At 71.2% G+C, this 20,306-nt stretch carries 21 protein-coding genes and 1 pseudogene; 15 read left to right on the plus strand and 7 right to left on the minus strand.

Annotation, left to right across the window (positions count from 1 at the left end):
• Positions 1-27: 27 nt before the first annotated feature.
• Positions 28-486: pseudogene (locus AC1DWC_RS03665) on the minus strand (TetR family transcriptional regulator); the annotation flags it as partial.
• Between the two features lie 148 nt (positions 487-634).
• Here AC1DWC_RS03665 and bioB point away from each other — a divergent pair.
• The 4 genes from bioB (at position 635) to AC1DWC_RS03685 (ending at position 3,934) form a co-directional block, all read left to right on the plus strand.
• Positions 635-1,648 (plus strand): biotin synthase BioB, encoded by a 1,014-nt coding sequence (bioB, locus tag AC1DWC_RS03670; RefSeq protein WP_477837991.1) that lies wholly within the window; start codon positions 635-637, stop codon positions 1,646-1,648.
• Positions 1,635-1,907 (plus strand): biotin synthase auxiliary protein BsaP, encoded by a 273-nt coding sequence (bsaP, locus tag AC1DWC_RS03675; RefSeq protein ID WP_477906215.1) that lies wholly within the window; start codon positions 1,635-1,637, stop codon positions 1,905-1,907. Before bioB ends, bsaP begins: the two co-directional genes overlap by 14 nt.
• A gap of 178 nt (positions 1,908-2,085) precedes the next feature.
• Entirely contained in the window at positions 2,086-2,664 is a 579-nt protein-coding gene (locus AC1DWC_RS03680; protein WP_477906216.1) for a DUF2567 domain-containing protein, read from the plus strand.
• A 223-nt stretch (positions 2,665-2,887) separates the two neighbouring features.
• A complete protein-coding gene (locus tag AC1DWC_RS03685) occupies positions 2,888-3,934 on the plus strand; it encodes a lipid II:glycine glycyltransferase FemX (RefSeq protein WP_477906217.1) in 1,047 nt (348 codons plus the stop codon).
• 30 nt (positions 3,935-3,964) lie between these two features.
• Here the strand turns inward: AC1DWC_RS03685 and AC1DWC_RS03690 are convergent, their stop codons facing one another.
• Entirely contained in the window at positions 3,965-4,714 is a 750-nt protein-coding gene (locus AC1DWC_RS03690; RefSeq protein ID WP_477906218.1) for an NUDIX hydrolase, read from the minus strand.
• Between the two features lie 78 nt (positions 4,715-4,792).
• Between AC1DWC_RS03690 and nadA the strand changes: the two genes are divergently transcribed.
• From nadA to AC1DWC_RS03710, 4 genes are all read left to right on the plus strand, one after another.
• Positions 4,793-5,830, plus strand: a complete 1,038-nt coding sequence (gene nadA / locus AC1DWC_RS03695; protein ID WP_477906219.1) for a quinolinate synthase NadA — start codon at positions 4,793-4,795, stop codon at positions 5,828-5,830.
• A gap of 77 nt (positions 5,831-5,907) precedes the next feature.
• Positions 5,908-7,497, plus strand: a complete 1,590-nt coding sequence (locus tag AC1DWC_RS03700; RefSeq protein ID WP_477906220.1) for an L-aspartate oxidase — start codon at positions 5,908-5,910, stop codon at positions 7,495-7,497.
• A complete protein-coding gene (nadC, locus tag AC1DWC_RS03705) occupies positions 7,494-8,357 on the plus strand; it encodes a carboxylating nicotinate-nucleotide diphosphorylase (RefSeq protein WP_477906221.1) in 864 nt (287 codons plus the stop codon). Before AC1DWC_RS03700 ends, nadC begins: the two co-directional genes overlap by 4 nt.
• A gap of 66 nt (positions 8,358-8,423) precedes the next feature.
• Positions 8,424-8,837 (plus strand): VOC family protein, encoded by a 414-nt coding sequence (locus AC1DWC_RS03710; protein ID WP_477906222.1) that lies wholly within the window; start codon positions 8,424-8,426, stop codon positions 8,835-8,837.
• A 16-nt stretch (positions 8,838-8,853) separates the two neighbouring features.
• On the opposite strand, the gene AC1DWC_RS03715 is transcribed toward AC1DWC_RS03710, so the two are convergent.
• Positions 8,854-9,486: a LysE family transporter gene (locus tag AC1DWC_RS03715; protein ID WP_477906223.1), complete on the minus strand. Its 633-nt coding sequence runs from the start codon at positions 9,484-9,486 to the stop codon at positions 8,854-8,856.
• A 59-nt stretch (positions 9,487-9,545) separates the two neighbouring features.
• On the opposite strand from AC1DWC_RS03715, the gene AC1DWC_RS03720 reads away from it, so the two are divergent.
• Entirely contained in the window at positions 9,546-10,055 is a 510-nt protein-coding gene (locus AC1DWC_RS03720) for an SRPBCC family protein (protein WP_477906224.1), read from the plus strand.
• On the opposite strand, the gene AC1DWC_RS03725 is transcribed toward AC1DWC_RS03720, so the two are convergent.
• From AC1DWC_RS03725 to AC1DWC_RS03735, 3 genes are all read right to left on the minus strand, one after another.
• Entirely contained in the window at positions 10,015-11,316 is a 1,302-nt protein-coding gene (locus AC1DWC_RS03725) for a family 1 glycosylhydrolase (RefSeq protein WP_477906344.1), read from the minus strand. The genes AC1DWC_RS03720 and AC1DWC_RS03725 overlap by 41 nt on opposite strands.
• A gap of 73 nt (positions 11,317-11,389) precedes the next feature.
• Complete coding sequence (locus AC1DWC_RS03730) at positions 11,390-12,232, minus strand: slipin family protein (RefSeq protein WP_477906225.1); 843 nt, start codon at positions 12,230-12,232, stop codon at positions 11,390-11,392.
• Positions 12,233-12,703, minus strand: a complete 471-nt coding sequence (locus AC1DWC_RS03735; protein ID WP_477906226.1) for an NfeD family protein — start codon at positions 12,701-12,703, stop codon at positions 12,233-12,235.
• Positions 12,704-13,012: 309 nt separating this feature from the next.
• Between AC1DWC_RS03735 and AC1DWC_RS03740 the strand changes: the two genes are divergently transcribed.
• The gene (locus tag AC1DWC_RS03740; protein WP_477906227.1) at positions 13,013-14,038 is read left to right on the plus strand and encodes an alpha/beta hydrolase; all 1,026 of its coding nucleotides are present in this window, start codon (positions 13,013-13,015) and stop codon (positions 14,036-14,038) included.
• A 22-nt stretch (positions 14,039-14,060) separates the two neighbouring features.
• On the opposite strand, the gene sigJ is transcribed toward AC1DWC_RS03740, so the two are convergent.
• Positions 14,061-14,936 (minus strand): RNA polymerase sigma factor SigJ, encoded by an 876-nt coding sequence (gene sigJ / locus AC1DWC_RS03745; protein ID WP_477906228.1) that lies wholly within the window; start codon positions 14,934-14,936, stop codon positions 14,061-14,063.
• A gap of 117 nt (positions 14,937-15,053) precedes the next feature.
• On the opposite strand from sigJ, the gene AC1DWC_RS03750 reads away from it, so the two are divergent.
• From AC1DWC_RS03750 to AC1DWC_RS03770, 5 genes are all read left to right on the plus strand, one after another.
• The gene (locus AC1DWC_RS03750; RefSeq protein WP_477906229.1) at positions 15,054-15,968 is read left to right on the plus strand and encodes an alpha/beta fold hydrolase; all 915 of its coding nucleotides are present in this window, start codon (positions 15,054-15,056) and stop codon (positions 15,966-15,968) included.
• A 12-nt stretch (positions 15,969-15,980) separates the two neighbouring features.
• A complete protein-coding gene (gene lnt / locus AC1DWC_RS03755; protein WP_477906230.1) occupies positions 15,981-17,513 on the plus strand; it encodes an apolipoprotein N-acyltransferase in 1,533 nt (510 codons plus the stop codon).
• Positions 17,514-17,543: 30 nt separating this feature from the next.
• Positions 17,544-18,371: a thioesterase family protein gene (locus AC1DWC_RS03760; RefSeq protein ID WP_477906231.1), complete on the plus strand. Its 828-nt coding sequence runs from the start codon at positions 17,544-17,546 to the stop codon at positions 18,369-18,371.
• A 103-nt stretch (positions 18,372-18,474) separates the two neighbouring features.
• On the plus strand, positions 18,475-19,017 hold the full coding sequence (locus AC1DWC_RS03765; RefSeq protein ID WP_477906232.1) for a hypothetical protein: 543 nt from the start codon (positions 18,475-18,477) through the stop codon (positions 19,015-19,017).
• Positions 19,018-19,027: 10 nt separating this feature from the next.
• Positions 19,028-20,281 carry a M23 family metallopeptidase gene (locus AC1DWC_RS03770; protein ID WP_477906233.1) on the plus strand — a complete coding sequence of 418 codons (1,254 nt, stop codon included), beginning with the start codon at positions 19,028-19,030 and terminating at the stop codon, positions 20,279-20,281.
• Positions 20,282-20,306 lie beyond the last annotated feature (25 nt).

Consider the following 20,306-nt stretch of genomic DNA (forward strand, 5'->3'; position numbering starts at 1 on the left):
TGACGGGTCCCCGGACTCGTCAACCAGCGAGTCCATCTGCATCCGGGACTGCTCGTCCATGGTCTGGCCGAGGACGTAGTAGAGCAGGGTGTCGGCGGCGAGCGGGGCCTCGTCGGCGGGCAGCCCGGCCGCCACGCAGGACGCCGTCACGGTGGCGTGTGCGTCGTTGGTGGCCAGGCGCGCCGCGTACGACGCCGCCGCCAGTTCGGCGCCGTCGCGGTGTGCGAGCAGGCCGTCACGCATCCGGTGCGCGAGGGTTCGCAGCCGGACGTCCCACTCCGGGGAATTCAGCGGGGCGGACACCCCGGCCAGCATCTGGTCGGTGATGGCGGCCAGCAGGGTCTGTTTGTTGGGGAAGTGCCAGTACAGCGCCCCGGGCTGGACGCCGAGCGAGGTGGCCAGCCGGCGCATCGTGAGGTCGCCGAGGCCGTACTCGTCGAGGATCGCGATCGCGCCGTCCAGCACGTCCTTCCTGCGTAGCTGCACCGTGCACATCTCCCTGGGTCTGTCGGCCGGTAACCGGCGCCGTGGTTGACACCATTCCACCACGAACCTAACCTGAACGCCGTTCAACTTGTACGGTGTTCAAGTTCCCGCGCCGAACCTGCCCAGTCCCAGTTCCGAGGAGTTCCCAGTGACCCAGGCCGCCGTTCGTACCGACATCCTCGAGGTCGCCCGTGACCAGGTCCTCGAGCGCGGCGAAGGGCTGACGCAGGAGCAGACGCTCGCCGTGCTCGAGCTGGCCGACGACCGGCTCGAGGAGCTGCTCGCGCTCGCCCACGACGTCCGGATGAAGTGGTGCGGCCCCGAGGTCGAGGTCGAGGGCATCATCTCCCTCAAGACCGGCGGCTGTCCCGAGGACTGCCACTTCTGCTCGCAGTCGGGCCTGTTCGCCTCGCCGGTCCGCGCCGCCTGGCTCGACATCCCCAGCCTGGTCGAGGCCGCCAAGCAGACCGCGAAGTCGGGCGCCACCGAGTTCTGCATCGTCGCCGCCGTCCGCGGGCCCGACGAGAAGCTGCTCGCCCAGGTGGCCGCCGGCATCGAGGCCATCCGCAACGAGGTGGACATCCAGATCGCCTGCTCGCTCGGCATGCTCACCCAGGAGCAGGTGGACCAGCTCGCGGCGATGGGCGTGCACCGCTACAACCACAACCTCGAGACCTCGAAGTCGCACTTCCCGAACGTGGTCACCACCCACACCTGGGAAGAGCGCTGGGGCACCCTGAGGATGGTCCGCGAGGCCGGCATGGAGGTCTGCTGCGGAGGCATCCTCGGCATGGGAGAGACCCTCGAACAGCGCGCCGAGTTCGCCGCGAACCTCGCGGAGCTCGAGCCCGACGAGGTGCCGCTGAACTTCCTGAACCCGCGCCCCGGCACCCCGTTCGGCGACCTCGAGGTGCTGCCGGCGTCGGACGCGCTGCGGGCGATCGCCGCCTTCCGGCTCGCACTGCCGCGCACCATCCTCCGGTTCGCCGGCGGCCGGGAGATCACCCTCGGCGACCTCGGTGCGAAGCAGGGCATCCTCGGCGGCATCAACGCCGTCATCGTCGGCAACTACCTGACCACGCTCGGCCGTCCGGCCGAGGCAGACCTGGACCTGCTCGGCGAGCTGTCGATGCCGATCAAGGCGTTCAATGACACCCTCTGAGCCGGCACCCGCCGGGCCCGTCGCCGCGGCGATCGAGGCGGACCTGGAGTTCCCCGAGCGGTACAACCCGTTCACCGGGCTGCGGCTGGTGCCGGGGGTCGAGGACGCGACGCCCGCCGCCGCTCAGCTCGGCCTGGAGCCGCCGCGGTTCTGCGAGGACTGCGGCCGGCGGATGGTCGTGCAGATCAGTCCCGACGGCTGGTGGGCCAAGTGCTCGCGGCACGGGGTGCTCGACTCGGCCCTACTGGGCCTGCGCTGACGGCAGCGGGTCTCGGTCCACCGACGCCCCCGGTGGCCGGGGCGGAGAGGTTGGCGGTGGCGAAGTACGAACCCTGCCGGCGCGACAGGATCTTGCCGACGATACGCCGCCGCGGCGCGCGAGCGAGCGGCCTCGCTGCCTCGGCTGGGGTGGGGCGTCACCAACTAGGGTGTGCGACGTGACAACAGCAGTAGACAGCGGTACCCGCAGGCCGGAGGTCCGCGCCGCCGCCCGCATCGTGGTGGCGCTCGTGGGCGTCAGTGCGCTCGGTGGCGCGGTGTGGGGGCTGCTCGCCCCGGCCGAGCACTTCCTGGTGACGACCAACGGTGCGGCGTCGCTGACCTCCGAGAGCCTGCACCGGTTCGACGCCGTCGCGCTGCTGCTGTGCATCGGGCTGATCGTGGGCGTGCTGTCCGCCGTGGCGGTCTGGCTGTGGCGGACGGTGCGTGGTCCGATTGTGCTGGCCGGCCTGCTGATCGGATCCGCGGTCGGGGCCGCGACCATGGCCCTGGTCGGCCTGGCGGTGACGAACCTGCGCTACCCGCCGCTCGACAACGTCGAGGTCGGGCAGATCGTGTCCGCGACGCCCGCGCTGGGCACGCCGATGGCGCTGATCCTGCAGCCGTTCGCGGCGGCCATGGTCTACCTGATGCTGGTCTCGCTCAGCCCCCGCGACGACCTCGGGGTCGCGGGGAGCGTCGCCACCGGCGCCGAGGCTGCACCCGCCGACGCTTCCACTCGGTCGACCCTCCAGTAACGGCACGTCCTGGGCTGCCGTGGTCCCACGGCCCGACGAGTCCGTGCTCGGGGCGCTGTCATTCGACCGGTCGAACCTGCAACCGAAACGATCCGCGGTGCCCAAGCGGTAGGCACTATGCCCTCGGGGGGGCAATTCTGTTGCCCGGAGTTGGTCGGTCCGGAGGGGTGGCATGTCGCAACGGGGGGCGGGTTCTGAGTTGTCTGCGGTTCGATCCGCGGACGTGTCGGAGATTGCGCGCTGGGACGAGTTCGTCGTCGCGGCCCGCGATGGCGGCGACGTGTGGCGTGGCCTCGACAACGCCAAGGCGAAGGAAACCCTCGGGTACTCGATCCGCTACCTCTTTGTCGGTGATGACGCGGTGACGGTGCACGTCAAGGACGTAGCACTCCTCGGGATGCTGTGGATCGTGCCGAGCGGTCCGTCCGGGACCACCCTTGACGAGGTGCTCCCGAAGGTGAAGGCGCTGGCTGCGTATGCCGCTTCGAAGGGTGCGTTCGCACTGCGTATCGATCCTCGACTGAAGGTCGACGACACCGTGACGGAGAGGCTGCTCGCCGAGGGATACCTTCCCGCGGGCATGTTCACCCCCAACCAGTACACCGTGGTCCTCGACCTGTCCGGTACCGAGGAGGAGGTTCTCGCCGGCTTCAGTAAGAACGCACGCCGCGCGATCAAGCGGGCACAGCGCGACGGCGTCGTGGTCGAGCGGGTGCCGAGTACCGACGCGAACTGCGACACGATGTACGACATGCTGGCGGCGACTGGGAACGGTCGGTTCGGCGTCCGCAGTCGCGAGTACTGCCGATTCGTCTACCGCCGGTACGCCGAGAGTGGAAACGGTCAAATGTTCTTTGCCAAGATTGGTGATGAGGTCCTCGCCTGTTCCTTTGAAATCAAGATCGGCTCCAAATCGCTTGGACTGCACGGTGGTTCGATTCGAAAGAATCCGGGTGACGCGAGGGTCGGCGGGCTGGGTTCGCACGGAACCGGGCACGCGCTGCAGTGGGATGTTATTCGCTGGGCCATGGGGGCCGGGGCGACCGAGTACGACATGTGCGGCACCCCGCCCTCGGCCGAGGCGGACAACCCCGACAACTACTTCTACGGCATCGGCAAGTTCAAGCGGACCTTCAACAAGGAGGTCACCGATTACACCGGCGCCTACGACATCCCGCTGAACGGTTGGAAGGCCCGGCTCTGGCAGGGCGGTATGGAGCGCGAGTTCAAGCGGTTCTCGCTGCTGGTGCGGCGGAGGCACTTCCTCTGAAGGGCGCACTCGGCGGGCGTCGTCGGAGCCTCAGGCCGGCGGTCGCAGCGCGGCGAACTCGTCGGTGATCCGCAGACCCGAGTCGGTGAACCGGTACAGCGCGGGTGGACGGCCGCCCGCCCGCCCCGACGGCGCGGTGTGGCCGGTCGCGGTGAGCACGTTGCGGCGCTTGAGGACGCGCTGCAGATTGGTCGCGTCCACCTGGTAGCCCAGTGCGGCGCAGTAGATGTCGCGCAGCTCCGACATCGAGAACTCGGCGGGGGCCAGGGCGAAGGCGATGTTGGTGTAGGAAAGCTTGGCCGCGAGCCGGGCCCGGGCGTGCTCGACGACGACGCCGTGGTCGAACGACATCTGGGGGAGCGCCGAGACCGGGTGCCAGGCGGTGTCGGGCGGCAGGTCCGGGTCGGCGGGCAGGGGGACCAGTCCCAGGAAGGTGGACGCGATCAGGCGGCAGCCGGGCACCCGCTGCGGGTCGCTGAACACCGACAGCTGCTCGAGGTGCGCGACGTCGCGGACGTCGACCTTCTCGGCGAGCTGACGGCGCGCGGAGGTGGTCATGTCCTCGTCGTCGCGCAGCACTCCGCCGGGCAGCGACCAGGTGCCCTTCTGGGGGTCGAGTGCGCGCTGCCACAGCAGCACGGAGAGTTCCTCGCCGCCGCCGTTGTGCTGGCCGTCACCTCGGCCGGCGTGTGGCCCGTCACCTGCGGAGACGACGTCGGGGGCGGGGCGAACCTGGAACACCGCGGTGAGCACTTCGTGGATGGTGTTACTATTGGGCACGTTTTCGATTCTAAGACGAAAACCTCGACAGTGGAAATCCGGGCCAGCCCGCCCGGGTTCACGGTGAAGGAGAACGCCATGACGAGCACGACGTTGTGGGAGGGACTGACCTCGCAGATCCAGGACGGCCCCGGTGGGTACACCGGTGTCGAGGCGACCCCGGAGTGGGCCGCCGAGGTCAAGCGTCTGGCTCGCGAGCGCGGCGCGACGCTGCTGGCGCACAACTACCAGCTGCCCGCCATCCAGGACGTCGCCGACCACGTCGGGGACTCGCTTGCCCTCTCCCGCATCGCGGCAGAGGCCCCGGAGGACACCATCGTGTTCTGCGGCGTGCACTTCATGGCCGAGACCGCCAAGATCCTCAGCCCCACCAAGACCGTGCTGATCCCGGACGAGCGGGCCGGCTGCTCGCTGGCCGACTCGATCAACGCCGAGCAGCTGCGCGACTGGAAGGCCGACAATCCGGACGCGCTGGTGGTGTCGTACGTCAACACCACCGCCGAGGTGAAGGGCCTGACCGACATCTGCTGCACCTCCTCGAACGCGGTCGACGTGGTCAACTCGATCGACTCGGACCGGGACGTGCTCTTCCTCCCGGACCAGTTCCTCGGCGCGCACGTCAAGCGGGTCACCGGCCGCACCAACATGCAGATCTGGGCGGGTGAGTGCCACGTGCACGCCGGGATCAACGGCGACGAGCTCACTGCCCAGTCGAAGGCGCACCCGGATGCCGAGCTGTACGTGCACCCCGAGTGCGGCTGCGCCACCTCGGCGCTCTACCTCGCCGGCGAGGGCTTCGTGCCCGAGGACAAGGTCAAGATCCTCTCCACCGGCGGCATGCTCGACGCCGCCCGGGCCAGCCACGCCAAGCAGGTGCTGGTCGCGACCGAGGTCGGCATGCTGCACCAGCTGCGCAAGGCCGCGCCCGAGATCGACTTCCAGGCCGTCAACGACCGCGCGTCCTGCCCGTACATGAAGATGATCACCCCGGCCGCGCTGCTGCGCTGCCTGGTGGAGGGCAAGGACGAGGTGCACGTCGACCTGGAGATGGCCGAGCGCGCCCGCAAGTCCGTGCAGCGGATGATCGAGATCGGCAACCCGGGCGGCGGCGAGTAGTGACCCCGCGGCGCGGGGCGAGCGAAGCGACGGGGGATGTGCGCGGGGCGAGCGAAGCGACGGGGGATGTACCCGGGGTGCGCGAGGGGACGGCCGTGCCCGGCGCGAGCTGGGAGGCTCACGCCGACCTGGTCGTCGTCGGCGGCGGAGTCGCGGGACTGACCGCGGCCCGCACCGCGTCGCTGCGTGGGTTGCGGGTGCTCACCGTCAGCAAGGGCGGCCCCACCGACACCGCGACCCAGTACGCGCAGGGCGGGATCGCGGTGGTCGCGCCCGAGAACGACTCGGTCGCCGGGCACGTCGCGGACACCGTCGAGGCCGGTGCCGGTCTGTGTGACGAGGCTGCGGTCCGCTCGATCGTCGAGGGCGGTCCCGCCGCCGKCGCGGCGCTGACCGACCTCGGGGCGGTGTTCGACCTCGGCCGGGACGGCGCGGTCTCCCGCACCCGTGAGGGCGGGCACAGTGTCCGGCGCATCATCCACGCCGGCGGCGACGCCACCGGTGCCGAGGTGCAGCGGGCCCTCAACGCGGCGGGCCTGCCGGTGCTCTTCGGTGCCGCGGCCGCGCGGGTGGTCACCGACGAGCGCGGGGTCACCGGCCTGATCGTCTTGTCCGACAACGGTGTCGACGGCACCACGGTCGGCGTCGTCCATGCGCCCGCCGTGCTGCTCGCCACCGGCGGACTCGGTCAGCTCTACTCGTGCAGCACCAACCCCCCCGGCGCCACCGCCGACGGGGTCGCGCTCGCGCTGGCCGCCGGCGCCGCCGTCGCCGACCTCGAGTTCGTCCAGTTCCACCCCACCGTGCTGTTCACCCCCGGCGGGGTCGGGCGCCGGCCACTGGTCAGCGAGGCCGTCCGCGGCGAGGGCGCGAGACTCGTCGACGCCGAGGGGAACTCGGTGACCGCCGGGGTCCACCCGCTCGGCGACCTGGCGCCACGCGACGTGGTGTCCCGGGCGGTCGCGGACCGGATGCGCGGGCTCGGCACCGACCACGTCTACCTCGACGCCCGACACCTGCCCGGATTCGCCGAGCGGTTCCCGACCGTCACGGCGTCCTGCCTGGCCGTCGGCATCGACCCGGCGCACCAGCTGATCCCGGTCGCCCCGGCCGCGCACTACTCCTGCGGCGGCGTCGTCACCGACGTGCACGGGCGCACCGCGGTACCGGGCCTGTACGCGGCGGGCGAGGTGGCCCGCACCGGGTTGCACGGCGCCAACCGGCTGGCGTCCAACAGCCTGCTCGAGGGCCTCGTGGTCGGCGAGCGGGCCGGCGCGGCGGCGACCGAACGGGCCGGGTTCCGGGTCGAGGTCACCGACGCGGCGCTGCCACGTGAGGCCGCGGCGGACCGCTCGGCACTGCAGTCCGCCATGACCATCCACGCCTCGGTGGTCCGCGACGGCGACGGCCTGTCCGTGGCCGCGGCCACGCTCGCAGAGGCCCCCGACCGGGTGCCGGCGACCACCGCCGACCTCGAGGACGCCGCGCTGACCGAGACGGCGTCCGCGCTGGTGCTCGCCGCGCGGGCCCGGACCGAGACGCGTGGCGCCCACACCCGCCGCGACCACCCGGAGCCGGCCGAGAGCTGGCGCCGCAGCATCGAGGTGCGCCGCGGCGCGTCCGGTGCCCTGGAAACCCCCGACCTGACCCTGACAGGAGCACGATGACCACACTGCCCGACGGAATGGACCTCGAGGAGATCCGCACCCTGGTGCGGGTCGCGCTGGACGAGGACCTGCGGTACGGACCCGACGTCACCTCGACGGCGACCGTGCCCGCCGACGCCGTCGCGAAGGCCGCCGTGGTCTCTCGCTCGGGCGGGACCATCGCCGGACTCGACGTGGGCCTGCTGGTGCTGGACGAGGTGCTCGGCGCGGGCAACTACGAGGTGCTCGACCGGGTCGCCGACGGTGCCCGGATCGAGGCGGGGGAGTCCGCGCTCACCGTGCTGGCGCCGACCCGCGGGCTGCTCACCGCCGAACGCACCATGCTCAACCTGGTCTGCCACCTGTCCGGGATCGCCACGGCGACCGCAGTCTGGGTGGACGAGGTCGCCGGCACCGACTGCCAGATCCGTGACAGCCGAAAGACGCTGCCCGGCCTGCGGTCGCTGCAGAAGTACGCGGTCCGGATGGGCGGCGGGGTCAACCACCGGATGGGTCTCGGCGACGCGGCCCTGATCAAGGACAACCACGTCGCGGCCGCCGGCTCGGTGGTCGCCGCGCTGCAGGCCGTTCGGGCCGCCGCACCGGACATCGAGTGCGAGGTCGAGGTGGACAGCCTCGCCCAGCTCGACGAGGTGCTGGCCGAGGGCGTCGACCTGGTGCTCCTGGACAACTTTGCGCTGTGGGAGACGCAGGCCGCGGTGCAACGACGGGACACGAAGTCCCCGCGCACCAGGCTCGAGTCGTCAGGCGGGCTGACGATCGACGTCGCCGCGGACTACGCCCGGACCGGGGTGGACTACCTCGCGGTCGGCGGGCTCACCCACTCGGTGTCGGTTCTGGACCTCGGCCTGGACATGTAGGCCGCGTTAGGGTGAGGGCCGTACCTTGCTGCAGAGCTGAAGTGCTTATGAGCTAAGGAGATCGTGATGGCCTCTCGTCTCAACCCGTACATCAGTTTCACCGACAACGCCCGTGAGGCGATGGAGTACTACAAGGGCGTCTTCGGCGGCACCCTCACCCTGGCCACCATCGGGGAGTACGGCGACAAGAACGGCCCCGACGCCGACCTGATCATGCACGGCAACCTCGAGACCCCCAGCGGATTCACCCTGATGGGCGCGGACACCCCGGAGGGCATGGCGTACAACCCCGGCACCAACATCGCCGTGAGTCTCAGCGGCGACGACGGCGACGAGTTGCGCGGCTACTGGGAGAAGCTGACCGACGGCGGGGAGATCCTGGTCCCGCTGGAGAAGCAGATGTGGGGCGACGAGTTCGGCATGTGCAACGACCGGTTCGGGATCGGCTGGATGGTCAACATCGGCGGGCCCGCCGTCTGACCGGCGCGCACCCGCGTCACACCGCCGTGGCTCGGCGCACCAGCGAGAGGAATGCGGCGGCCGCGAAGAACAGGCCGGCGAACACCCGGCCGGTGACGCGCTGCTGCCGCGGTGACCGCATGACGGCCAGCACCCGCGCCGCCAGCCCTGTGTACCCGGTCATCACCATCACGTCCACCGCGACCATGGTGGCGGCGATGGCCGCGTACTGCGGGGCCAGCGGCGCGGCCGGGTCGAGGAACTGCGGCAGCACCGCGAGCATGAACACGACGGCCTTCGGGTTGCTCGCGTTGACGAGGAACCCCCGCGCGACCAGCGCGGCCGCGGACCGGCCGCGTCCCTCGGTGTCGGTGGACACCTCGGTGGGCGCCGCCCGCCACTGCCGGACGCCGAGGTAGACCAGGTAGGCGACGCCGAACCACTTGATCACCGTGAAGGCCAGCGCCGAACTTGCGAGCAGCGCACCGATGCCGGCGGCCACGATCAGGATCTGCAGCAGCAGGCCCAGCTGCAGCCCGACGATGTTCCAGTAGCCGTGCCGCAGACCGTGGTTCAGTCCGGACGACATCGAGGCGATGGCGCCGGCGCCGGGCGAGAGGCTGATCACCCACGCCGCGCCGAAGAACGCCAACCACACCTGCCATGCCATGAGCCGAGACGATATGTCACCGCCCCAGCGCGTCTCGAACCAGGCGTATCTTGAACCGCATGGCCACAGATGACGTCGTCACCGTCGACCGCGGTCCACGCCAGGTTGCCCGCAGCGCCGTCGTGGATGCCGATGCCGCCGAACTGTTCGACCAGCTCGCCGACCCGCGGAGGCACGGTGACCTGGACGGCTCGGGGACCGTGCTGGGGGCGGTGTCGAGCCCGGACCGGCTCGGACTCGGCGACAAGTTCACGGTGTCGATGCGGATGTACGGCTTCCCGTACCGGATCACCTCCAGGGTCACGGCCTTCGAGGAGGGCCGGCTGATCGAGTGGCGGCACCCGTTCGGGCATCGGTGGCGTTGGGAGTTCGAGCCGGAGGCCGCGACCGGTGGCGCAGCCGCGCCGGAGGCAGGGGCGGGGACCGCCTCGCCGCGGACCCGGGTCACCGAGGTGTTCGACTACTCGTCGGCTGGGCTCGCAAAGATGCTCGAGCTCACCGGGTTTCCGGCGAAGAACGGCGAGGGCATCACCTCGACCCTGTCGATGCTGCAGAGCCGGTATCGCTGACACCCGGGACAGCGGGCGGGTTCAGGCAGCTCTTCGGCGGGTCGACCAGTGAGCAGACCGACTGCCGTGCCACCGGGCGGTAGTCGTCCGGCAGCCCGTTCGCGGCGATGATGTCGCGGTAGGCGGCGACCGCGTCGGTGGGTCGGCGGGTCAGCGTCGGGTCGGTCAACACGTCCACCGTGTACAGGCCGAACCGGGGCCGGTACGTGCCCCACTCGAAGTTGTCGGTGATCGACCAGTAGTTGTAGCCGATCACGCGGGCGCCGTCGTCCTGGGCGCGGCCGAGCCAGTACACGTGGTCGCGCAGGTGGTCCGACCGGGTGTAGCCGTCCGGCCGGTTCTTGCCGTCGTCGCTGGGCATGCCGTTCTCCACGATGTAGATCGGCAGCTCGGGGTACTTGCGGGCGTAGTACATCGCGGCGTGGTAGATGCCGTCCGGCTGCGGGCGGATGTCGAAGAACGCGTCGGTGACTGCGTTCGCGGCGGTGATGTTGTCGAGCGAGACGCCGTAGTAGTAGTCGATCCCGACGAAGTCCAGCTTGTCCCGGACCCGGTCGGCGAACATCCCGTCCATCGCGCCCATCGCCGCGGGGATGTACGCGACATTGCTCGACACCCGCGCCGCCGGGTCCACCCGGTGGATCAGGTCGTAGACGGCGCGGTGTGCGCGGACCATGCGGTCGAGCATCTGCGGCGCCGCGGCCAGGGAGATCCCGCCGAACGTCAGCTCCTTCTGCAGGAACACGGTCGCCTCGTTGAACGTGATCCAGTTGGTCCCGTCGCCGGCGTAGCGCCGGACCACCCGCTCGGCGTTGGCCAGCCAGGAGTCGACGGTGCCCTCGTCAGACCAGCCGCCGCGGTCCGCGACCCAGCCCGGGTAGACGAAATGGTCGAGGGTGATCATCGGCCGCATGCCGTGGGCGCGGACCTGCCGGACCACGTCGTCGTAGTAGGCGAACTCGGCCTCGTCCCAGACCCCGGGCGCGGGTTGGACCCGTGCCCACTCGACGGAGAACCGGAACACCTGTACGCCCATCGCGGCCGCATTGGCGATGTCCTCGGCGTAGCGGTTCCGGAAGTCCGGTCCGGAGCCGTACTCGTCGTGCGTCTTGCCGGCCGCGACGTACCGCGACCAGTTGCTGTCCGGCGGGGGACCCTCGGCCTGGAACCCGGAGGTCGCGACGCCCCACTCGAAGCCCGAGCCGAGGTCGGTCGGGGAGGCCTGCGCGGGCGCCGCGGCGATCAGCGGCGCCGCTGCCAGGGCGAGGACGAGGGCGACGGTTCGGACCGCTGCGGGGCTTCGGAGAAACCGGAGTCGGGGCACGAACAGCAGGCTAGGTCCGGGTCGGCGGACTGTCCCCGGAATGGTCAGAGTTCAGCTGCGCGGGCGACGCCGTCGACGCAGCCGCCGTTGTCGTGGTCGGCGCGCTCGCGTCGAGGAAGGGCCGGATCAGGTCGATCGGCAACGGGAAGATCACTGTCGAGTTGTGCTCGCCGCCGACCTCGCGCAGCGTCTGCAGGTAGCGCAGGTGCAGTGTCGTCGGGTTCCGGCTGATCACCTCGGCGGCCTCGGCAAGCTTCGCGGACGCCTGGAACTCGCCCTCGGCGTTGATGATCTTGGCGCGCCGCTCGCGTTCGGCCTCGGCCTGCCGGGCGATGGCGCGCTGCATGCTCTCGGGGATCTCGACGTCCTTGATCTCGACGGTGGTGACCTTGACGCCCCACGGCTCGGTCTGCTGGTCGATGATCTTCTGCAGGTCCTCGTTGAGGCGTTCGCGGTCGGAGAGCAGGGTGTCCAGTTCCGCCTTGCCGAGCACCGACCGCAGCGTGGTCTGGGCGATCTGCATCGTCGCGGCGAGGAAGTCCTCCACCTCGATGACAGCGCGGTCGGCGTCGAGCACCCGGAAATAGGCCACCGCGGTGACCCGGGCGGGCACATTGTCGCGGGTGATCACCTCCTGCGCCGGGACCTTCAGCGTCACCGTGCGCAGGCCCACCCGGACCATCCGGTCCACCACCGGGATCAGCAGCACCACGCCGGGTCCCTTCACCTCGAGTGCCCGGCCGAGGCGGAAGACGACGGCCCGCTCGTACTCACGCAGCACCCGCACCGCGGTTCCGGGCACGACCAGGGCCGCGATGACCAGCATCACCACGATGACCAGGAGTGCAGTCACCTACTTCACCTCCCATGGATGCGCGCGGCGGACAGCCAGGGTGAGCCCGTGCACACCCGTCACCACCACCGGATCGCCCGCGGTGGGTGCCGGGTCGGCGTCGTAGCCGAACTCGATCCGGGCCCGCCACAGGCCGCCGTCGGCTTGCACCTGGCCCTGCGACCCGGACCAACTGGTCACCGTCGCCTCGCGGTCGACCAGGGACTGTGCCCCGCCCCGCACCGGTTCGCGGCGGGCGGCGATCACCTTGCGGCCCGCGACCGCGGTGACGCCGAGGCCGACGACCGCGGTGCCCGCGGCGATCGGCACCGCCAGGGTCTCGGCGGCGCCGCCGGCGACGAACAGCATCCACACGCCCGCGGCGATGGCGAGCACCGAGATGCCGCTGAGCACACCGGCGGTCGGGGCGTGTGCCTCCACCAGGATCAGCAGCACGCCGAGCAACAAGGCAAGTACGCCCAGGGCGGCCATCGCCCCTCCCGTGCACTCGGCCGCCCCACCTCATGGCGCGGCCTCCACTCACCACGGTAAGCGTGTGCCGACGGGTACGCCACCGACGGTCGCCGGCTCGTTTATCGGGCTGTGACCTGCGTCTTCATACCGTGACCTTCTGGTCAATGTGATCTGCGACACGTACTATCGTCGGTGCTGCCTTCGCGCCTCGGCAGTGCCTGGTTCGTGCCACTCGTGGTCGTCATCAGGTGTTCGATCCAGACATGCCGGGAGCCGAAGATGTCCGTGAGTCCGACGTCGAATGCGGGGTCCGCCCGAGGGAGCCGCGTGCGGGCGCGCCCACGACGCAAGCCCACCGCGACCCGGGCGATCGCGGCGGCCGCCGAGCCGACGTTCGTGGCGGGCGCGAGCCTTCGCTCGCAGGTCCTCGCCATGACGGTGCGGTGCACGGTGAAGCCGTTCATCGCGCTCTGGGCGCGTTGTCCCGGGCCGCTGTGGCCCGCGGGTCTGGTCGACGTCGCCGCGCGCTTCCTGCCGCCCGTCCGTGACGTCCGGCGGCGCCGGGTGTGCCTGCCGCACTGCGACGCCGAGTGGCTCGAGGCCGGTGCGGTCGACGACGCGTCCGCGGTGCTCTACCTGCACGGTGGCGGGTTCCTGGTCTGCGGGCTGAACACCCATCGCCGGCTGGAGTCGTGGGTCTCCGCGGCCGCGAAGGCTGCCGTGCTCAGCGTCGACTACCGGATGTTGCCGAGGCACACGATCGCCGACTCGGTCGCCGACGCGGTCTCCGGGTACCGGTGGCTGCTGGCACAGGGTTTCGCGCCTGAGCGCATCGTCATCGCCGGGGACTCGGCGGGCGGTTACCTCACGTTCGCGACCGCGCTCGAGCTCGACGCGCGCGGCCTGCCGCAGCCTGCCGCCCTGGTGGCGCTGTCGCCGCTCACGGACATGGACCCGACGGCCAAGCTGGCCGACCCGAAAGCCGACGCCTGCCCGATGTTCCCGCGCTCGGTGCTGCCCGTCCTGACCGCTCTGGCGGACCGAGCCGAGCGTCACGCCGACCCGCCGGCCCCGCCCCGGGTCTCGCCGGTGGACGCCGCCCTCGGCGCGTTGCCGCCGGTGCTGATCCAGGTTGGTTCGACCGAGATCCTGTACCCGGACGCGGAACTGATGGCGCAACGCCTCACCGCCGCGGGGGTGCCGGTCACCCTCGAGGTGTGGGACCGGCAGATCCACGTCTTCCATGCCGCGGCCGACTGGGTTCCGGAGGCCGGCCGCGCAATTGGGCGGGTCGGCGAGTTCGTTCGCGCGCACCTGGCCGTGGGGGAGGCGGGGACCCGCGAGATTTCGTGAGTCGCGTCGGTGGGTGGTCGGTTCAGCGTGCGGCGGGCCGGGGCATCTTGTCCGGGTTGTAGATCGCCATCACCTCCGTGATCCGCCCAGCAGCGACGGTCACCGCGATCACACCCTGGACCGTGTCGGCCTCGACGACCACGATTCCCGGTGCGCCGTTCACCGTGGCGACCCGAGCCCGGTGCGTGTACGTCGGCGCCTGCCCAAGCACCATCCGCGTGACGCGGTCGGCGCCGACGACGGGACGCCGCGGGGCGGGGAGCCGTCCGCCGGCGTCCGTGTGCCAGACGACGTCGGGATCGAGTACTTCGATCAGGCCGGCGAGATCACCGTCGCGAGCGGCTCGGAGGAAGGCCTCGACCGCGGCGCGCTGTACGGCTGGATCGGCCTCGACCCGCGGTCGGCCCGACTGCACCCGGCCGCGCGCCCTGCTGGCCAGCTGGCGGGCCGCGGCTGAGGTTCCGCCGACGACGTCGGCGATGTCCGCGAACGGCAGGCCGAACACGTCGTGCAGGACGAACGCGACTCGTTCATCGGGGGTCAGCGTCTCGAGCAGTACGAGCACCGCCAGCCCGACGGAGTCCTGGAGGGCGACGCGGTCCGCCGGATCGGGGAGCATCTCGTCGCCGAGCACGGGTTCCGGCAGCCATTCGCCGACGTAGGTCTCCCGGCGGGCCCGCGCCGACCCGAGTGCATCGAGGCAGACGCGTCCGATGACCCGGGTCAACCATGACCGCAGATTGCGGACCTGGGCACGGTCCACTCGTTGCAGTCGCAGCCAGCAGTCCTGCACGGCGTCTTCCGCGTCGCTGACACTGCCCAGCATTCGGTAGGCCACCGCCTGCAGGTAGGCACGGTGCCCCTCGAACTCGGCGGCCAGGTCCACCTGATCGCTCACCTGTCACATCCTGCGCCGCCACGTCGTCGTAGAGAAGACGACGTGGACACGCGATGGCGCGGCACACCACCCGATTGACCGTCGCCCCGGTCGTCAAGGGTTCCCAGGAGGTTCACGATGAATGCCCGAATGCGGCCAGGACAGGGAATCGGCCTTGCCCGCCCGGAGTGGCTGCCGCAGTCGCAGTGGCCGTTCGAGATTCGCCACCGCGACGTGCACGGCAACCTGATCCACTACGTCGACGTCGGGCACGGCCCGGTCCTGCTGTTCGTGCACGCCGGCATGTGGTCGTTCGTGTGGCGTGACGTCATCACCGAGCTCCGGCACGACTTCCGGTGCGTCGCACTGGACTTCCCGGGCTCGGGACTCTCACAGGCCGGAGCCGGCTACCGGGTCGGTCTGGCCGGGAACTCGCGGGTGCTGGCCGGCCTGGTCGCCGAGTTGGGGCTGACCGAGATCACGTTGGTGCTGCACGACCTCGGCGGCGTGGTCGGCCTCGACTACGCCGCGCGTCGTCCCGAGGAGGTCCGTGCCCTGGTCGTGGCGCAGACCTTCGGCTGGTGGCCGCGTCAGCGGCTCCTGCGCGCAATGCTGCGACTGGTCGGTGGCGGCGCGGTGACCGCAGTGAACGTCCGGACCAACCTGATCCAGCGGCTCACCGCAACGAGGTTCGGCGTGGGCAGGCGGCTCGACGGTCCCGGCCGACGTGCCTTCCTCGGGCCGACTCGAGAGCGCGGCCGGCGGGAGCCGTTCACCGCGCTGATGCACGACGTGTCGCGCTCGCGGCCTCGCCTCGACGCGATCGAGGCGGCACTGCGCGGCCCGCTGCGCGGTCGGCCCGTGCTGACGATCTTCGGTGAGCGCAACGACCCCGCGCACTTTCAACGCGACTGGCTGAGGCTGTTCCCCACGGCCCGTCAGGTGGTCGTCCCGAAGGGCAACCACTTCCCGATGAACGACGCGCCCGACACCTTCGCCGCCGCCGTGCGGGCCTGGTGGTCCGAGGTGGTGCAGCCGCAGGTGGAAGCGTGATTCGATGGATGCGTGCCGACTCTCGGGAACGCCGGTGCCCCGGCGTTCATGCGGTCACGATGGTTTCCCCGCGGCGTGTCTCCGGTCGCCGGGGCGCTGGCGTTCGTGGCCTTCCCGGAGCCGAACCTCGGGTTCCTGGCATGGGTGGCGCTGGTCCCGGTCCTGCTGCTGCTTGCGGCCGCGCCGTCGGCCGGTGAGGCCGCGCTGCTCGGGTGGTTGGCCGGCGTCGGCTTCCTCGGCGCCGCCCACTACTGGTTGGTGCCGAACCTGGTGCTCTTCTTTCCCTTCGTCATCGGTGCGCTCGCGTTGCTGTGGACCGGATGGGCGGTGCTCGTCCGCGCGCTGCTGCGGGCGCCCGTCACCGGACCCCGCGCGGCCTGCGCCGTGGTGGGGGTGCCCGCCGGGTGGGTGCTGGTCGAGACGATCCGGTCCTGGCAGTGGCTCGGCGGGCCGTGGTCGTTGCTCGGCGCCACCCAGTGGCGCCACCCCACCGTGCTGGCGCTCGCCGCGGTCGGCGGCGTCTGGCTCGTCGGTTTCGCGGTGGTCGCGGCCAACACCGGCGTCGCACTGCTGGTCGTCGGCGGCCGGTCGGCCCGCTGCTGGGGCGCCGCCGCCGCGGCCGTCGCGGTGGCGGCGGGACCGCTCTGTTTCGCGGCCCGGCCGGCCCCACCGGCCGACATCCACACGACCGTCGCCCTCGTGCAACCGGGCATCGTGCACGGCGACCTGCTGGCGAGCCAGGAGCAGCTGACCCGCGCAATCGGCAGGCCGGTGGACCTGGTGGTGTGGGGGGAGAGCAGCGTCGGGGCGGACCTGACGGACCGGCCGGACGTGTTGGCCCGGCTCACCGCGTTGTCCGGGGAGGTCGGGGCGGACCTGCTCGTCAACGTCGACGCCCGAGACGCGACCGGCGCGGTCGCGAAGACGTCGGTGCTGCTCGACGGGCAGGGTGTGCGCGGCACCTACCGCAAGACCCGGCTGGTGCCGTTCGGTGAGTACGTCCCCTTCCGGGACCAGCTCGGCTGGGTCAGCCGGATCACCGCCGCCGCGGGCCAGAACCGGCGACCCGGGCACGAACTGACGACGATGGAGACCGGCGGCGGGGTGACGATCGGGCCGCTGGTCTCGTTCGAGGAGACCTTCCCGGACCTGGCCCGGAGCCAGGCGCGCGACGGTGCGCAGGTGCTGGTCTACCAGACCTCGACCGCCACCTTCCAGGGCAGTTGGGCACCCGCGCAGCTCGCGAGCGTGGGCGCGGTGCGGGCCGCGGAGACCGGCCGCCCGGTGGTGGCCGCCGCGCTCACCGGGGTCTCGGCGGCGTTCGACGCGCGGGGCGAGCGGCTCGGGTCGATGCCCGCCGACCAGCACGGCAGCCTCGTCGTCGAGGTGCCCGCCACGGGGGCAGACACCCCCTTCGTCCGGTTCGGCAACTACGTGCCGGTGCTGTCGCCCGTGGTGGTCGCGGCGATCGTGGCGGGAGCGCTGCTGCGTCGATTTCGCCCGTTTCGCACCCGACGCGGGTCCGGGCAACCATCATCTGGTTGAGAAGTTCAACTGTCGACAGGAGTGCTCGCCGTGCCCGACCAGTTCGCGTTCTTTGCCACGACCGACGACGGCTACGTGCCGCTGCCCTTCGCGACCAGCCGGTGGTCGGAGGAGATGGTGCACGGCGCGGCGCTGTGCGGACTGTTGGCGCGGGCGGTCGAGAACGGTCACGGCGCAGAGGGATTCACCCCCGCCCGGCTCACCGTCGACCTGTTCCGGCCCGCGTTGACCAGGCCGTTCACCACGACCACCTCGCCGGTGCGGGAGGGGCGCCGGATCCGGGTCGCGGACGCCGAGCTGTGGCAGGACGGGGAGGTGGTGGCGCGGGCGTCGGCCGTGTTCCTGCGCCGGTCGGAGCAGCCGCCGGGCGAGGTGTGGACCCGCGAGCACCGGCCGTCGCCGCCGGACGCGGGCCCGGTCGACGAGCTGCGGCCACCCTGGTTCGGCAGCGACGACCATCCGGAGGGCTGGTCCTCCTCCATGCTCGAGCACCAGGGCGCGAGCCGAAAGCGGATGTGGTCCCAGAACATTCCGGTCGTGGAGGGGGAGGAGCTGTCGCCGTTCGTGCGGGCGGCGATGGCCGGCGAGCCGACCAGCCTGATGACGAACTGGGGCACCGCCGGGGTCGGCTTCATCAACGTCGACCTGACGATGGTGCTCTCGCGGCTGCCGGAGGGCCCGGAGGTGGGACTCGAGGCGGACGACCACCACAGCGCGGACGGCATCGCGGTCGGCACCGCCACGCTCTTCGACCGGGGCGGGCCGATCGGTACCTGCGTGGTCAGCGCGCTGGCGAACGCGCAGCGGCAGGTGGACTTCTCCGGACAGGGCGAGTTCGAGCTGCCGATCGACGTGTGAGTGGGCCCCCGCGTTCGACGAATCCACGAAGAATCGGACATTCCGTGAATAGACTCGACGAGTTGGGCTGAGGCAGTCCGCCAGGGCCCGCTCTGGAGTCGCCATGACGAATCCATCGCGCACCGGACGCCGGTTGTGCCGCCGCACAGGCCTGTTCGCCGTCTCGGTCACCGCGCTGATGGTCCTTTCCGGGTGTACCTCCGCCCCGAGTGGTGCCGACGGTGCCGCGTCGTTGCCACTCGGGCCGTACAGCTACGCCGCGAACCCCTGCCCCGAGCCGGTCCTGCCGGGTCTGTCGTTGCCGCCGCTGGGAGACGACTTCGTCTGCGGCACACTGACAGTCCCGCAGGACCGAGCTCGGCCCGGCGGCGGCACCGTCACCGTGCCCGTCGCGCGGCAACGCGCACGGAACCCGCAGCCGTCGCAGCCGCCGCTGCTGACGCTGGCAGGTGGGTCCGGGGGCAGTGGACTGCTCGAGGGGGTGACCCTCTACCGGGGCCTGGGCGTCAACGACAACCGCGATGTGATCTTCGTGGACACGCTGTGGCCGAACGTGGCCGCCGGATTCGACGCGCTCTCCGCCGCGTGCGCCGCGCAACCGGCCTGCCACGCCATGGTTCCTGACCTCGGAATGCCGTCGACGTAAGGACATCCCCATGCGCAGAGTTCCGCTGCTCCTCGTGACGTGTGCCGCGCTGGTGGCAGCGTGCTCGTCGTCGGTCGATTCCGCCGGGTCGCCCCAGCCGCCGACGTCGGTCGAGGACGCTCGGGGCGGCGTCCCGCCCGGCTACCCCCTCGACGTCGACGTGGTGGCGCCGTTGGTGATCACGACCGTCGGTGCCGATCCGATTCCGGTCACCGGCACCGACGGCAAGGTTCACGTGGCCTACGAGATCGAGGTGCTCAACTCCTCGCCCCGCCCGGCCGTCATCACCCAGGTCGACACCCTGGCCGGCGGACCGGACGGGGCAGTGGTCGCGAGTGTGGCGGGCAGCGAGGTGGCGGCCCGGTCGATGCTGTTCCCGAACTACGCGTCGGCGCCGTTCACCGAGATCCCGACGGGGCGCACCGCGCTGTTGGTGCTCGACGACGTGTACGAGACCCGCGCCGACGTGCCGGCCGAGGTGACCCATCGGCTGACCGCCACGTTCGGCGCCGCCGCTGAGCCGGAAGCCGCCGTCGGCGCCAGGTACCCGGACACGGTCACGCAGATCGGTGGCGCCGTCACGACCAGCACGAGCCTGCCCGTGGTCATCGGGCCGCCGCTCGCCGGCGACAGTTGGGTGGCAGCCAACGCGTGTTGCGTGATCACCTCGCACCGCGGAGCGATGATGGGGGCGGGGGGCAGGATCAACGGTGCCGAGCGCTATGCCATCGACTGGCTGCGTCTGGACCCGGACATCGCCCCGCTGACCTCGTACCGCGGTGATGTCTCGACGAACGCGGACTACTTCGCCTACGACGCTCCACTGCTGGCGGTGGCCGACGGGACCGTGGTGGCGGTCGTGTCGGACCGGCCGGAGGAGGTGCCGCAGCAGGTCCCGGCGGACCTCACGCTCGAACAGTTGGGCGGCAACCGCGTCATCATCGACATCGGCGACGGCAATTTCGCGTTCTACGCCCACATGATCCCGGCGTCGGCATCGGTGAAGGTAGGCGACCGGGTCACCCGGGGGCAGGTGATCGGCCGGCTGGGCAACTCGGGCAACACGTCCGAGCCGCACCTGCACTTCCACGTGACCCGGGCCCCGCTGCCGCTGTCGAGCGACAACGTCCCCTACGAGATCGACCGTTTCACCTTCGTCGGCTCGACCGACACCGGCAGCCTCGTGCGGGGACCGGACGCCGGCGAACGGTCGGACCAGTTGCCCCTCGACGGCGACGTCGTCGACTTCCCGGCGTTGTCCTGACGCACTCGCCGCGCCGCGCGGGCGG

Source organism: Rhodococcus sp. P4_C10, assembly GCF_056402135.1.